The sequence below is a fragment of the Actinorugispora endophytica genome (assembly GCF_004363075.1).
In the GTDB taxonomy this organism is placed as follows: domain Bacteria; phylum Actinomycetota; class Actinomycetes; order Streptosporangiales; family Streptosporangiaceae; genus Actinorugispora; species Actinorugispora endophytica.
Genome location: NZ_SNYN01000033.1, coordinates 1 through 14,085, shown reverse-complemented (window position 1 = coordinate 14,085; position 14,085 = coordinate 1). Strand labels below are relative to the sequence as shown.

Genomic DNA, 14,085 nt, shown 5'->3' with positions numbered 1-14,085 from the left:
ATACCATGTGGCGCGTCCAAAAGGACGAGACAGGGCGCCGAAGGGCGCTACGGGGCGGCACAGGCCGTGAGCGGATGGGCGATCAAGGCGATGGCTGACACACCGAATGGGCACAACCGCGGATCCGGCGGGTCTTCCAGCGGCCGCGACCGGACCGGGGTGTTCCGACGCAACCCCGACGGGGGCATACCCGACAAGGTCGAGCGCCTCTACCGGCCCGCGCCGCCCGAGGACGGGCCCGCGGAGGCCGGATCGGCCGAGGCCGCCGAACCGACCCGGCGGGCCTCCCCCGTCGACGGCGAATCCGCGCCCCGGCGCCCCGCGTCCCGGAGCGGCGGCCGGGTCTACGACGGGTCGGGGCGGGCCCGCCGCGAAAGGCAGCGCAGGGCCAGACGGTTCAGGAACGTCTCCGTCGTCGTGCTCGTCCTGCTCGTCGTGGCGCCGATGGTCTTCTATTTCTGGTCCGACTCCCGGCTCCAGCGCGTGGACGCGCTCCCCGACTACGAGGGCCGCCCCGAGGACCAGCCCGGCACCACGTACATGATCGTTGGTTCGGACAGCCGCGAAGGGCTCACCGAGGACGACATGGACACCCTGCGCACCGGAAGCGCCGAGGGCAAGCGCACCGACACGATCATGGTGCTGTACGTGCCCGACGACGGGAAGCCCAGCATCATCAGCGTCCCGCGCGACTCCTACGTGGAGATCCCCGGGATCGGCGCGAACAAGATCAACGCGGCCTTCGCCGAGGCCCTCGGCGGCGGCCCCTCCGTCCTCGTCCAGTCCTTCGAGCAGGCCAGCGGCGTGCGCATCGACCACTACGTCGAGATCGGGTTCGCCGGCTTCGTGGACATCGTCGACGCCGTCGGCGGCGTGGAGATGTGCCCCGAAGAGCCCCTGGAGGACCCCAAGGCGGGTCTGGACATCGAGGCGGGCTGCCAGACGATGGACGGCCCGACGGCGCTGGGGTACGTGCGGACCCGGGCCACGATCCGCGCGGACCTGGACCGGATCCAGCGTCAGCGCGAGTTCTTCAGCGCGCTCGTCTCCGAGGCGACCTCCCCGGCCACCCTGCTCAACCCGTTCCAGTCCGTCCCGCTGGTGGTCAACGGCACCGAGACGTTCAGCGTGGACGAGGACGACCACCTCATGGACCTGGCCCGGATGGCGCTGGCGATGGGGGACTCCCCCACCACGACCGCCGTCCCGATCGGCTCCACCCCCACCCTGGACGTGGGTTCGGTGGTGCTGTGGGACGAGACCCGCTCCGAGGAGATGTTCTCCGCCATGCGCAACGGCGAGGAGATCCCCGAGTCCGCGCTGCAGGACTGACCCCGCGCCCCTCCGGCCGCCCGAACGGGCGGACACACGAAATTGGGGAGGCCCCGCGCTTGTTCAGCTGCGGGGCCTCCCGGTGACGCTCCTCGCCATACGCGCCTACCCCCCAGCGGGCGCACGGCGGGCCACGTCGTCTCAGAGAGAAGATCTGCTCTTGTCTCATCTACGAGACTACGATCACCCGGGTAAAGAAAGGGGGTGCGGTATCACCAAGTGAGGGCAATATCGCACCCCGTTCCCTTCCGGGCCGCCGGGGCCTTCCGCCGGACGGCGGAAGGCCCCGGCCCCTGCTAGGCGAGGCGCTTCTGCAGGTTCTCGTCCAGCGCGGCGAGGAACTGCTCGGTGGTGAGCCATTCCTGGTCCGAGCCGACCAGCAGCGCGAGGTCCTTGGTCATCTGGCCGCTCTCGACGGTCTTGACGACGACGTCCTCGAGAGTGGTGGCGAACTCGATGACCGCGGGGGTGTTGTCGAGCTTGCCGCGGTGCTCCAGGCCCCGGGTCCACGCGAAGATGGACGCGATGGGGTTGGTGGAGGTGGGCTTGCCCTGCTGGTGCTGGCGGTAGTGCCGGGTGACCGTGCCGTGCGCGGCCTCGGCCTCGACGGTCCGGCCGTCGGCGGTGCGCAGCACCGACGTCATCAGGCCCAGCGAGCCGTAGCCCTGCGCGACGGTGTCGGACTGCACGTCACCGTCGTAGTTCTTGCAGGCCCAGACGTAGCCGCCCTCCCACTTGAGCGCGGCGGCGACCATGTCGTCGATCAGCCGGTGCTCGTAGGTCAGGCCGGCGGCGTCGAACTTCTCCTTGAACTCCGTCTCGAAGACCTCGGCGAACACGTCCTTGAACATGCCGTCGTAGGCCTTGAGGATGGTGTTCTTGGTGGACAGGTACACCGGGTAGTTGCGGTCCAGGCCGTAGTTGAGGCTGGCGCGCGCGAAGTCCTCGATGGACTTGCGGTAGTTGTACATCCCCATGGCGACGCCGCCGCCCTCGGGGAAGTTCGCGATCTCGAACTCGACGGGCTCGCCGCCGTCCTGCGGGGTGTAGGTCATGGTGACCGTGCCGGGGCCGGGCACCTTGAAGTCGGTGGCCTTGTACTGGTCGCCGTGGGCGTGGCGGCCGATGATGACCGGCTTGGTCCAGCCCGGCACCAGGCGCGGCACGTTGGAGCAGATGATGGGCTCGCGGAAGACCACGCCGCCGAGGATGTTACGGATGGTGCCGTTGGGCGAACGCCACATCTTCTTGAGGCCGAACTCCTCGACGCGGGCCTCGTCGGGGGTGATGGTCGCGCACTTGATGCCGACGCCGTACTGCTTGATGGCGTTGGCGGAGTCGACCGTGACCTGGTCGTCGGTGCGGTCGCGCTCCTCGATGCCCAGGTCGTAGTACTTCAGGTCGACGTCCAGGTACGGCAGGATCAGCCGCTCCTTGATGAAGGACCAGATGATGCGCGTCATCTCGTCGCCGTCGAGCTCTACTACGGGGTTCTCAACCTTGATCTTGGCCATGGCTGTGTGGCTGTCCCTTCGTGTGGCCGGGCCGCGGGCACGGAGACCCGTCCCACGACCCGTGTGCTCACCGCGGGAGTCCCGAACCGCCCGGCTGGAACGTCGCGCCGGACGCGTGTGGCAGGCTCCGTCCGTTCGACTCCGCGGTATCTCGATATCAAGCTTATTAGAGGCCCGGATCAGAGCTGCGGCGCGACCCATGCCAAGACGATGAGCAGTACGGCGAGCGTGGTGAGCGTGACCGCGTCGACCCACCGCCGCCGCACCGCGAGCATGCCGACCCGCTCGGGCGGCAGGCTCAGCCGCAGGATCGCGCCCAGCAGGAGGGCGCCGGCGATGATGGCCGGCCCTCGCTTGAAGTAGGCGGCGGCCACCACGACGATCCCCGCGCTCATCATGGCGAGCACCAGGAAGTAGGGCACCTGGTTCAACCAGCCGGGAACCTCGTCCGCGGACCCGGGCGCCGCGCCCTCCTGGTCCGGCCCGGGTCCGGGCTCTTCCTCGGGAACGTCCGATCGGGGTACTACCGCCGCCTCCACCGTTTTCTGGCTCACCGTAAACCTCACGCTAGCGCACACCTTCTGCGGGACCGGCCATGGCGCGAAACGGCCATCCCCGATTATCCCGCGACCGAAACCGGGGATGCTCCACGCGCGGTCCTCCGCCACCGCCCCGGCGGTCACGCGTCGTTACTGGCCACGCGTGCGCTCATTGTATTGACCGCGCACGCGCCGATCGCGCCCCCGGGGGAATCGGTCCGGCAGCGGGCCCCCGGCGGCCGGACCGATTCCCGGTGAAATGCCGCGACACTCCCACAGGACCGGCCCCGCCGGCCGGCAAGGGCATAGAAGTTCCACCGCCCGGGTACCCCGTCATGAGATGAGTGCCACGGTGAGCGAGGACGATCCCCTATGAGCCCCACTCGATCGGCGACGACGACCCGTCACTCCGCCGCGCCCCGTCGCAGCCATCTCCACCGCTCACGCCCCACGTTGGGAGGAACAACCGTGGACGGGCCCTACATACGGGTCGAGGAGAGCGGCGACGTGCACCCCTTGACCACCGAGGTGACCACGGTGGGACGGGGCCGGGGCACCGACGTCAACCTCTCGGACCCGAGCGTCTCACAGCTCCACGCGGAGTTCGTGCGCCGCGGACCCTACGTCTACGTCGTCGACCTCGGACTGTCCCGCAACGGCACCCGCGTCAACGGCCGCCCGATCACCCGACGGGTACTGGCGGAGGGCGACGTCGTCAGCTTCGGTGCCGCGCGGTGCAGGATCGGCGGCCTCCCCCTGGAAGAGATCAACCCCGACGTCGAACTGCGCCGCGGGAGCTCCCCCGAACTCACCCGCCGCGAACTCGACGTCCTGACCTCCCTGTGCCGCCCCGCGCTGTCCGACGACGCGTTCGTCGCCCCCGCGACCGCCCGGGAGATCGCCGAGGACCTCGTCGTCACCGAGGCCGCGGTCAAACAGCACCTGCTGCGCCTGTACCAGAAGTTCCGCATCGCCGAAGGCGTCAACCGCCGGACCCGACTGGCCAACGAGGTGGTGGCCCTGGGCCTGGTCCGCCCCATGCCGGTCCCCGACCGCGAGCGCAAGGCCAGCTGAACCGGGGCGGGAGGCCCCTCCCAGGACCTCCCGCCCCGGACTCCCCGGCCTCAGGCGAGCGCGCGCTCGGCCGCCTCCACCACGTTGACCAGCAGCATCGCGCGGGTCATCGGGCCGACACCGCCCGGGTTCGGCGCCATGTGGCCCGCGACCTCGGCCACGTCCAGCGCCACGTCGCCGACCAGCCGCCCCTCCTCGCTGCGCGAGACGCCCACGTCCAGCACGGCCGCTCCGGGACGGACCATGTCCCTGGTGATCAGCCCCGCCACACCCGCGCCCGACACCACGATGTCGGCGCGGCGCGTGTGCTCGGCGAGGTCGCGGGTGCCGGTGTGGCAGAGCGTCACCGTCGCGTTCTCCGAACGGCGGGTCAGCAGCAGCCCCAGCGGGCGGCCGACCGTCACCCCCCGGCCCACCACGACCACCTCGGCGCCCTTGAGCGGCACGCCGTAGCGGTTCAGCAGCTCCACGATGCCGCGCGGCGTGCACGGCAGCGGGGCCTCCTCCATCAGCACCAGCCTGCCCAGGTTGGACGGCTGCAGCCCGTCGGCGTCCTTGACCGGGTCGATCAGCCCGAGCACCCGGTTCTCGTCCAGTCCCCTGGGCAGCGGCAGCTGGACGATGTACCCGGTGCACGCGGGGTCGGCGTTGAGCTCGGCGACCGCCGCCTCGACGTCCTCCTGGGTGGCGGTCGCCGGCAGGTCCTTGCGGATGCTCGCGATCCCCACCTCGGCGCAGTCGCGGTGCTTGCCCCGCACGTAGGAGTGGCTGCCCGGGTCGTCGCCCACCAGGACCGTGCCGAGCCCCGGGACGACCCCCCGGGCGCGCAGCGCGGCCACGCGTTCGGTCAGCTCCGCCCGGATCGCCGCAGCGGTCGCCTTGCCGTCGAGAACCTGTGCCGTCACCGTGATGCCTCTCTTCGGGAAGCGGGCGCTCCGCGCCTGACCGGGCGCCCGCGACGTCATTGCCTTGCGGATCAGTGGAAGAAGTGCCGGGTCCCGGTGAAGTAGAGAGTGACCCCGGCGCGCTCGGCGGCGGCCACGACCTCCTCGTCCCGGACCGAGCCGCCCGGCTGCACGATCGCGCGCACGCCCGCCTCGGTCAGCACCTCCAGCCCGTCGGCGAACGGGAAGAAGGCGTCGCTCGCGGCCACCGAACCCTTGACCCGCGCTCCCGCTCGCGAGACCGCCAGGCGCGCCGAGTCCACCCGGTTGACCTGGCCCATGCCCACACCCACGGTGGCGCGGTCGGCGGCCAGCAGGATCGCGTTGGACTTCACCGCGCGCACCGCCCTCCAGGCGAACTCCAGGTCCGCCAGCATCGCCTCGTCGGCGGCCGCGCCCGCGCGCAGCTCCCACTCGGCCGGGCCGTCGCCGGACGCGTCGACCAGGTCGGTCGTCTGCAGCAGGACACCGCCGCTGATCTGGCGGATCTCGGGGCGGGCCGAACGGTCCGGGGCGCTCACCGTCAGCAGCCGGATGTTCTTCTTGCGGGTCAGCGTCTCGACCGCCTCGGGGGTGAAGCCCGGCGCGACCACGACCTCGGTGAAGACCTCCGCGACCTGCTCGGCCATCGCCCCGTCCACCGGACGGTTCGTCGCGATGACCCCGCCGTACGCCGACACCGGGTCGCAGGCGTGCGCCTTGCGGTGCGCCTCCGCGATGTCGGCTCCCACCGCGATCCCGCACGGGTTGGCGTGCTTGATGATCGCCACGCACGGGTCCGCGAAGTCGTAGGCGGCGCGCAGCGCGGCGTCGCCGTCCACATAGTTGTTGTACGACATCGCCTTGCCGTGCAGCTGCTCCGCGCCGGCCAGTCCCGGTCCCCCCGTCGGGTCCCCCGACCGGTACAGCGCCGCGCCCTGGTGCGGGTTCTCCCCGTAGCGCAGCGTCGCCGCCCGCTCGTAGGTGGCCGCGGCGAAATCAGGCCACCCGGTCTCCGCGGCCACGTCGTCGGGCGCGTAAGCCGAGGCGAACCAGCTGGCCACCGCCGTGTCGTAACTCGCGGTGTGCGCGAACGCGGCGGCCGCCAGGCGCTTGCGCTGGGTCAGCGTGAAACCGCCCCCGCGCACCGCCTCCAGCACCTCGTCGTAACGGGCCGGGTCCACGACCACCGCGACGCTCGGGTGGTTCTTGGCCGAGGCGCGCACCATGGCGGGTCCGCCGATGTCGATCTTCTCGATGCACTCCTCGGGAGAGGCCCCCGAGGCGACCGTGTCGACGAAGGGGTACAGGTTCACCACGACCAGGTCGAACGGGGCGATCCCGAGCTCGTCGAGCTGGGCGCGGTGCTCGGCCTTGGTCCGGTCCGCGAGCAGGCCCGCGTGCACGTTGGGGTGCAGGGTCTTGACCCGACCCTCGAAGCACTCGGGGAACCCGGTGACCTGCTCCACCGGGATGACCGGGACCCCGGCCGCCGTCAGCCGGGCCGCCGTCGAGCCGGTGGAGACGATCTCCACCCCCGCCTCGGCGAGGCCGACGGCCAGCGCCTCCAGCCCGGTCTTGTCGTAAACGCTGATCAACGCACGCCGAACGGCCTGCTGGGTCACCGGTTCTCCTCTGTCGCGTTCACGCTGGGCGCCGAGCCCAGCTTCACCTGTCGGTCGTGCAGGGTCCAGCCGTGGCGGGCGAGCCTGCCCACGACGTCCACGAGCATGCGGCGCTCGACCGCCTTGATCCGCTCGTGCAGCGAGGCGACGTCGTCGCCCTCCTCGACCCGCACCACGACCTGGTCGATCACCGGCCCGGTGTCGACGCCCTCGTCGACGAAGTGCGCGGTCGCGCCGGTGACCCTGACACCGTAGGCCAGCGCGTCACGCACCGCGTGCGCGCCGGGAAATGCCGGCAGCAACGCCGGATGGATGTTGACGACCGGATGTCTGCTCAGCACCTCGCGGCCGAGGATGCGCATGAACCCGGCGGAGACCACCAGGTCGGGCGCGAACTCCGCGATCCGGTCGGCGAGCGCGCGGTTCCACTCGGCTCGATCGGCGTATCCGGAGAAGGGGGTCAGGAACGTGGGGATCCCCGCCTGCTCGGCGCGGGCCAGGCCTGCGGCCTCGCGGTCGGCTCCGACAGCGACGACCGTCGCGCCGTAGGCCGGATCCGCCGCCGCGGCGAGCAGGGCCTCCATGTTGCTGCCCGTGCCCGAGATGAGGACGACTACTCGCGCCGACAGTGTGCTTCCTCCTCGTGGGAAAACGAAGCGGGGACAGGTTTTCCCGTCCCCGTTCCCGGGGGCGCGATCAGACGCGCGGCATCCGGGGTGCGGTCCGGCCCGCTCCAGCAGGCCGCGGCGGGGAGTGGGCGTCCCCCTGCCGCCGCTCAGCCTATCGCCACGCGGGGCCCGCTCAGGGGAGCCGGGCCCCGACACCGCGGTGCGGTGATCCCCGCGGGGGCGGGTAGCGTCTACTCGAACGAATTCCGAACAGCCTCCTAGGAGCCCCCGTGACCAATGAGCCTTCCGCTCCGCAGACCGAAGGGCAGCGGCCCACCGTCGAGCGAGGCGGCCTGTGGGGGCTCATGTTCTCTCTCGCGGCTCTGCTGTTCCCCCCGTACGGCGTCGTCCTGTCGGTGTTCGGCATCGTCCAGGGCTGGCGTGCCCGGAGAACCGCCAGGACCGCGGGCGTCCAGGCCCCCGGCGCGGTGCTGAGCGTCGTCGTCGGCGTCCTCGGCGTCCTGTGGGCGCTCCTCATGGGGACCACCATGGTGGTCTTCTCCGACGAGCTCAGCGCGCTGACCGACTGCAACGCCCGCGCCAACACGGTCAGCGCCGGGGACCGGTGCCAGGAGGAGTACCTCGACTCGGTCAACGAGCACTTCGACCAGCCGCTGCTCAACGACTGGGCCGAGATCACCACGACCGGCTGACCGAACCCGTCCGGTGGAGGGCTCAGCGGCCGTCCGCCGGCCTCCGTGCGGGGTCCGCCTCGTAGGTGATGCCGTACAGGTCCTCGGAGTCGTCCCGGTCCCGCGCGCGTCCACCACCGCGCGGGATCGGTAGGCGCAGGCGCGGGACGCGCCGACGCCGCTCGCGGTCCGGGCCCGCGGACTCCCCCGTCCGATCGGCGGCGGGGTCCGCCCCGGCCCGTTCCGCGGGGATCGCGGGCGGGCTGCGGAAGTACAGCCAGTTGGCCGCCCACGCGGTGATCGCGGCGGCCACCCCCACCTCCAGCGCCGTGATCATCCCCACCTGCCAGGGCGAGGGGCCGACCACCGCCAGCCGCTGCGCGCCCAGGGGTCCGCCCGCCAGGAGCGCGAGCCCGGCCCACAGCGCTCCCGTGGCCACCCCGCACACGAATCCCCACAGCGGAGCGGCCTCGCTGACCACGGTCGGCGCGCTGCGCAGCGTCAACGCCCCGCCGACCCCGCCCGCGACGAACGGGGCCACGAGCGCCACCAGGGAGAGCACCGGCGCCGCGCCGCTCTCCGGCAGCGCGGCCAGCATCGGCAGGTCCGGCAGCGCCCCGAGGACCACTCCCGTCGGCGCCACGACCGTTTCCGTGCCGAGCGCGAAACCCGGGCCGACCGCGTAGGAGGTTCCGAAGATGATCGCGTTCGGCAGGTACAGCAGTTGGATGATGAACAGCAGCACGCCGCCGACCATCCCGGGGGCCAGCCGCTCGGTGATCGCGACCGCCTCCCCGAAGTCGAGCAGCAGCGCCGCGAAGAACAGCAGCGCCCCCGCCGCCAGCAGGACCGCCGTCGCGCTGGACGTGCCCACCAGCAGCGAGCGGGAGCGGGCCGGCATGATCTCCAGGAGCCGGCGGCGCGGAATGTGCTTGTCCAGCAGCAGCTGGCGCAGGACGCCCAGCCCTCCGGCGACGAAGGCCAGCAGGAACCCCGAGAGCAGCGCCTGGACCATGCTCGGCTGGATGACCTCGGTCCGGCCCACGAGCGCCAGCGTGCCGGCGATGGCCGCGTACGGGCCCGCGAGGGCGAGGGCGGCCTGGAAGACGTGGCGCAGCCGGGGCAGCTCACAGGTGCGCGCCAGACGCCGTCCGGAGCGGTACAGCAGCAGGCCCGGCAGGACCAGCAGACCGATCGGGAGCATCTGCACCTGGCCGCCGGGGATCGCGAACCCGGCGTGGTGGCCGACCAGCCAGGCCTGCACCGCGACCTTGAACACGTCCTGGATGTCCTCGCCGAACGTGGCGTGCGGCGCGGCCACCCATCCGATCAGGGTGAACGTCATGAGCGTGGCCATCCCGATGGCGGCAGCCGTGGCCGCTCCGATCCCGCCCGCCGTGTACAGCGGGCGCGGCTCCTGCCCGGTCGCCACCAGTTCCGGCGCGGTCCGGCGTCCGCCCCGCCCCGCGGGCGTGCGGCGCTCTCCGTCGTCGGGTCTGCCACGGTACTTGGAAGGTCCTGCGGGCGCGCTCACCCGTCCATGCTGCCAGCCGGACCCGCGCCGGACCGCCTATTGCGCCGGGCGTGTCGCATCCGCCGGAAAGGCCCCGTGTGGTAGGCCGGGCCCCCTCCGCGGGGAACCGGTGCACGACAGCGGGGGTCCGCCGCCCCGGGAAGGGCGCGGCGGACCCCCGCTGTCGTGCGTGCGCCTAGAACAGCTCGCGTGCCAGCCTGGCGGTCTCGCTGGGGGTCTTGCCGACCTTGACGCCGGCGGCCTCCAGGGCCTCCTTCTTCGCGGCGGCCGTACCGGAGGAACCGGAGACGATGGCGCCCGCGTGGCCCATCGTCTTGCCCTCGGGCGCGGTGAAGCCCGCCACGTAGCCCACGACGGGCTTGGTGACGTTCGCCTTGATGTACTCCGCGGCCCGCTCCTCGGCGTCGCCGCCGATCTCGCCGATCATCACGATGGCGTCGGTGTCGGGGTCCGCCTCGAACGCGGCGAGCGCGTCGATATGGGTGGTCCCGATGATCGGGTCGCCGCCGATGCCCACGGCGGTGGAGAAGCCGATGTCACGCAGCTCGTACATCATCTGGTACGTGAGCGTGCCCGACTTGGAGACCAGGCCGATGCGGCCCGGCTTGGTGATGTCGGCCGGGATGATGCCCGCGTTGGACTGGCCCGGCGTGATCAGACCCGGGCAGTTCGGGCCGATGACGCGGGTCTTGTTGCCCTTGGAGCCGGCGTAGGCCCAGAAGGCTGCGGTGTCGTGCACCGGGATGCCCTCGGTGATGACCACGGCGAGGCCGATCTCGGCGTCGATCGCCTCGATCACGGCGCCCTTGGCGAACTTCGGCGGGACGAAGATCACGGTGACATCGGCACCGGTGGCCTTGATGCCCTCGGCCACCGAGCCGAACACCGGTACGTCGGTGCCGTCGAAGTCGACGCTCTGCCCGGCCTTGCGCGGGTTGACGCCGCCGACGATGTTGGTGCCCGACGCCAGCATGCGGCGGGTGTGCTTGGTGCCCTCGGAGCCGGTCATGCCCTGGACGAGGACCTTGCTGTCCTTGGTGAGGAAGATAGCCATGTGATTGTCCCCGGTTACTTCGCGGCCAGTTCGGCGGCCTGCGCGGCGGCGCCGTCCATGGTGGCCACCTGGCTGACCGCCGGGTGGTTACGGTCGGTGAGGATCTGGCGGCCGAGTTCGGCGTTGTTGCCGTCCAGTCGCACCACCAGCGGCTTGGAAACGTCCTCGCCCTTGGACTCCAGCAGCTCCAGGGCCTGCACGATGCCGTTGGCGACCGCGTCACAGGCGGTGATGCCGCCGAACACGTTGACGAAGACGCTCTTGACGGCCGGGTCGCCCAGGATGATCTCCAGGCCGTTGGCCATCACCTCGGCGGACGCGCCGCCGCCGATGTCGAGGAAGTTCGCGGGCTTGACACCGCCGTGCTCCTCACCGGCGTAGGCGACGACGTCCAGCGTCGACATGACCAGACCGGCACCGTTTCCGATGATGCCGACCTCGCCGTCGAGCTTGACGTAGTTGAGACCCTTCTCCTTGGCCTTGACCTCGAGCGGGTCGCCCTCGGCCGCGAAGGTCAGCTTCTCCAGGTCCTGGCGGAACTCGGCGTTCTCGTCCAGCGTGACCTTGCCGTCCAGGGCGACCACGCGGCCGTCCTTGGTGAGGATCAGCGGGTTGACCTCGACGAGGGTCGCGTCCTTGCCGACGAAGACGTCCCAGAGCTTGGTGATCAGCTCGGCCGCGCCCGCGGCGGCGGCCTCGGGCAGCTTGCCCCTGGCCACGATGTCGGCGGCGACCTCGGCCGGCGCGCCCTTGAGCGCGTCGACGGGCACCTTCGCGACGGCGTCGGGGTTGGTCTCCGCGACCTCCTCGATCTCCATGCCGCCCTCGGCGGAGCAGATGGAGAGGAAGGTGCGGTTCGCGCGGTCCAGCAGGAAGGAGAAGTAGTACTCCTCCGCGATGTCGCTGGCCTCTTCGACCAGGACCCGGTGGACGGTGTGGCCCTTGATGTCCATACCGAGGATCTGCTCGGCCTTGGCCGTGGCGTCCTCGGGGCCGTCCGCCACCTTGACACCGCCGGCCTTGCCCCGGCCTCCGGTCTTGACCTGGGCCTTCACCACGACACGGGGCTTACCCGCGGCCGCGAATTCTTCGGCGATGGCACGCGCCTCCTCAGGCGTGCTCGCCACCTTTCCCTGGGGTACCGGGACCCCATACTCCGCGAAGAGTTCCTTCGCCTGGTATTCGAACAGGTCCACGAGGGTCCGTCCTTGTTACTCGCTGGCTGGGGTGTTCTGCGGAGGTCGCTTCACTCAACACGGGAACCGTTCACTGGCCTGCCGCGTTGGAATACGCGTCGAAAAGCCTTCCGCAACATGCGGAAGCTTAGCCCTCCCAAGACTTGACAGCTGACACCGGGGCCGCGGTGACCAGTCGCCCGGTCCCGCCGAAACCCCCGGCCGCCTTCTCGTACCACGCATCCGGTGAGAATCCGTGTGACAGGTCACATACCCAGCAACGGGGCCTCAACCGAACTGGTCGAACCCCAATTTGACCACGAGGGCCACCACGACCACCAGCAGCACCCCGCGCACGAAGCCCGTCCCCCTCTTCAGCGCCATGTGCGCGCCCACCTGCGCGCCGGCGATGTTGCACACGGCCAGGCCCAGGCCCAGGAGCCACATCACGTTGTCGTTGAGCGTGAACACGATGAGGGCGCCGAAATTGGTGGCGGTGTTGACGATCTTGGCGGACGCCGAGGCCGCGACGAAGTCCAGGCCGATGATCGAGGTCAGGGCGATGATCAGGAAGGTCCCGGTGCCCGGTCCGATGAGGCCGTCGTAGAAGCCGACCCCGAGGCCGGCCACCAGCACCGCGACGACCAGCCGCCGCGGTGTGCGCAGCCGGGGCTCGGCGACCGCGCCCATCGCGGGACGCAGGACCACGAGCGCGGCGACGGTCAGCAGCACGACCATGACGATCGGACGCAGCGCGTGGGAGGAGACCGCGCCGGCGAGCGCGGCCCCGCTTCCCGCACCCGCGAGCGCCAGCCCCGCGGTCGGCCAGACCACCTGCGGATCGAACTTGACCCCGCGGGCGTAGGTGATGGCGGCCGAGCAGGTGCCGAAGATGGCGGTCAGCTTGTTCGTCCCGAACACGGTGGCCACCGGTGTCGTCGGAAACGCCACGAGGAGGGCTGGCAGCATCAGCAGCCCGCCCCCGCCCACGACCGCGTCGATCCAGCCGGCGGCAGCCGCCGCGAGTAGCAGCAGCGCGATGATCTCCCCGTCCACGCGGCCCTACCGAGCCCGAGAAAAGGGGATGATCGGCGTAATAACGCCGCAAAAAGCACGTAATGTCACAAGTCCATGAGCTTAGCCTGCCCCCGACCTGCCCTTTCCAGCGATCCCCGATGAGATGGGTCACCTGTTCGGGTGAGAGTCCGCACACCGGAAGTATTCGGTCAGGTTGTGGGGAACGTGGAGGCCGCGTGTGCCGGTGCGGGTGGGAAGGGCCGGTCGGGGGCACACGCCTCTTCGGGAGTCCTGGGGGCGGTGCCTGCCTCCGCGCACGTCCTCGGCCCCGCGCCTTCACACGGAGCCTCCGCCGCGCGGAGCCTGCGGAGCAGCGCACGGCCGCACGAGGGACCACGCGGCCCCGCCAGGCGGCCCTGGATGCGGAGGACCATCCGACTGCCCCGGCGGACCTCTCAGGCCGACGCCCTGGGAGCGGGTTTCCGCATTCCGCCGCGTCCGTGCTGCCTCGGGCGTTTCCTCGGGTATGTGTGCGGCATGAACGCGGATCTCGACAAACTCGACGGACTCGACACCAACGAACTACGCGAACGCGCCGTCTCCCTGGCTCGTAGCCGCTGGGATGTCGGTTACCTCTGGGAGCTCGTGCAGAGGATTCCCGCGGCCGAGGTCATCGCCGGCCGCCCCGAGGCGGGCGAGACCGGAGCCAACAAGGCCTCCTCTCTGTTCAGCGAGCTGATCGCCGAACGAGAAGGGGACGAGCGGCTGCGCGAGGCTCTTCGTCCGCTCTATCTGGACTACCTGCGAAAGCACGGGGAGCGGCCGTAGCGACCGCTTCCTCCGAACCGTCCGGGAAATAGAAAAGGGGGAGGGGCCGCACCCGACAGGTGCGGCCCCTCCCCGAAAAAACGTACGGCGGCGTCCTACTCTCCCACCCCAGCACGGAGGCAGTACCATCGGCGCTTGAGAGCTTAACTTCCGGGTTCGGAATGGGACCG

Annotated in this window: 13 protein-coding genes and 1 rRNA gene; 4 read left to right on the top strand and 10 right to left on the bottom strand. The window is 71.0% G+C overall.

From position 1 onward, the window contains the following. Positions 1 to 90: 90 nt before the first annotated feature. Positions 91 to 1,332, top strand: a complete 1,242-nt coding sequence (locus EV190_RS22290) for an LCP family protein (protein ID WP_133743573.1) — start codon at positions 91 to 93, stop codon at positions 1,330 to 1,332. A gap of 296 nt (positions 1,333 to 1,628) precedes the next feature. Here EV190_RS22290 and EV190_RS22285 read toward each other — a convergent pair whose 3' ends face one another. Together EV190_RS22285 and EV190_RS24225 are read right to left on the bottom strand one after the other, a co-directional pair. After that, a complete protein-coding gene (locus EV190_RS22285) occupies positions 1,629 to 2,846 on the bottom strand; it encodes an NADP-dependent isocitrate dehydrogenase (RefSeq protein WP_133743572.1) in 1,218 nt (405 codons plus the stop codon). A gap of 179 nt (positions 2,847 to 3,025) precedes the next feature. Continuing rightward, a complete protein-coding gene (locus EV190_RS24225) occupies positions 3,026 to 3,385 on the bottom strand; it encodes a DUF3017 domain-containing protein (RefSeq protein WP_394345550.1) in 360 nt (119 codons plus the stop codon). A gap of 468 nt (positions 3,386 to 3,853) precedes the next feature. On the opposite strand from EV190_RS24225, the gene EV190_RS22275 reads away from it, so the two are divergent. Beyond that, entirely contained in the window at positions 3,854 to 4,459 is a 606-nt protein-coding gene (locus EV190_RS22275) for an FHA domain-containing protein (protein ID WP_133743571.1), read from the top strand. Between the two features lie 50 nt (positions 4,460 to 4,509). On the opposite strand, the gene EV190_RS22270 is transcribed toward EV190_RS22275, so the two are convergent. From EV190_RS22270 to purN, 3 genes are all read right to left on the bottom strand, one after another. Continuing rightward, positions 4,510 to 5,364, bottom strand: a complete 855-nt coding sequence (locus EV190_RS22270) for a bifunctional methylenetetrahydrofolate dehydrogenase/methenyltetrahydrofolate cyclohydrolase (protein WP_133743570.1) — start codon at positions 5,362 to 5,364, stop codon at positions 4,510 to 4,512. A 71-nt stretch (positions 5,365 to 5,435) separates the two neighbouring features. Next, entirely contained in the window at positions 5,436 to 7,007 is a 1,572-nt protein-coding gene (gene purH, locus EV190_RS22265) for a bifunctional phosphoribosylaminoimidazolecarboxamide formyltransferase/IMP cyclohydrolase (protein ID WP_133743569.1), read from the bottom strand. After that, positions 7,004 to 7,636, bottom strand: coding sequence for a phosphoribosylglycinamide formyltransferase (gene purN, locus EV190_RS22260; protein ID WP_133743592.1), 633 nt, complete (start codon positions 7,634 to 7,636; stop codon positions 7,004 to 7,006). The genes purH and purN overlap by 4 nt, the downstream gene beginning before the upstream one ends. A 269-nt stretch (positions 7,637 to 7,905) precedes the next feature. On the opposite strand from purN, the gene EV190_RS22255 reads away from it, so the two are divergent. Further along, the gene (locus tag EV190_RS22255) at positions 7,906 to 8,328 is read left to right on the top strand and encodes a DUF4190 domain-containing protein (RefSeq protein ID WP_133743568.1); all 423 of its coding nucleotides are present in this window, start codon (positions 7,906 to 7,908) and stop codon (positions 8,326 to 8,328) included. A gap of 22 nt (positions 8,329 to 8,350) precedes the next feature. On the opposite strand, the gene EV190_RS22250 is transcribed toward EV190_RS22255, so the two are convergent. The 4 genes from EV190_RS22250 to EV190_RS22235 form a co-directional block, all read right to left on the bottom strand. Continuing rightward, complete coding sequence (locus tag EV190_RS22250; protein ID WP_394345549.1) at positions 8,351 to 9,841, bottom strand: cell division protein PerM; 1,491 nt, start codon at positions 9,839 to 9,841, stop codon at positions 8,351 to 8,353. Positions 9,842 to 10,016: 175 nt separating this feature from the next. Then, entirely contained in the window at positions 10,017 to 10,895 is an 879-nt protein-coding gene (gene sucD, locus EV190_RS22245) for a succinate--CoA ligase subunit alpha (RefSeq protein WP_133743567.1), read from the bottom strand. A gap of 14 nt (positions 10,896 to 10,909) precedes the next feature. Beyond that, complete coding sequence (sucC, locus tag EV190_RS22240) at positions 10,910 to 12,091, bottom strand: ADP-forming succinate--CoA ligase subunit beta (RefSeq protein ID WP_133743566.1); 1,182 nt, start codon at positions 12,089 to 12,091, stop codon at positions 10,910 to 10,912. A 267-nt stretch (positions 12,092 to 12,358) separates the two neighbouring features. Then, positions 12,359 to 13,126, bottom strand: a complete 768-nt coding sequence (locus EV190_RS22235; protein WP_133743565.1) for a TSUP family transporter — start codon at positions 13,124 to 13,126, stop codon at positions 12,359 to 12,361. A gap of 498 nt (positions 13,127 to 13,624) precedes the next feature. Between EV190_RS22235 and EV190_RS22230 the strand changes: the two genes are divergently transcribed. Next, a complete protein-coding gene (locus EV190_RS22230; protein WP_133743564.1) occupies positions 13,625 to 13,915 on the top strand; it encodes a hypothetical protein in 291 nt (96 codons plus the stop codon). Between the two features lie 82 nt (positions 13,916 to 13,997). Here EV190_RS22230 and rrf read toward each other — a convergent pair. Beyond that, positions 13,998 to 14,085: ribosomal RNA gene (gene rrf, locus EV190_RS22225) — 5S ribosomal RNA — on the bottom strand; the annotation flags it as partial.

Excerpts from the sequence above, each read along its gene's own strand:
- EV190_RS22290 (WP_133743573.1), top strand. The coding sequence starts at position 91 with ATGGCTGACACACCGAATGGGCACAACCGCGGATCCGGCGGGTCTTCC.
- EV190_RS22285 (WP_133743572.1), bottom strand. The coding sequence starts at position 2,846 with ATGGCCAAGATCAAGGTTGAGAACCCCGTAGTAGAGCTCGACGGCGAC.
- sucD (WP_133743567.1), bottom strand. The coding sequence starts at position 10,895 with ATGGCTATCTTCCTCACCAAGGACAGCAAGGTCCTCGTCCAGGGCATG.
- EV190_RS22230 (WP_133743564.1), top strand. The coding sequence starts at position 13,625 with ATGAACGCGGATCTCGACAAACTCGACGGACTCGACACCAACGAACTA.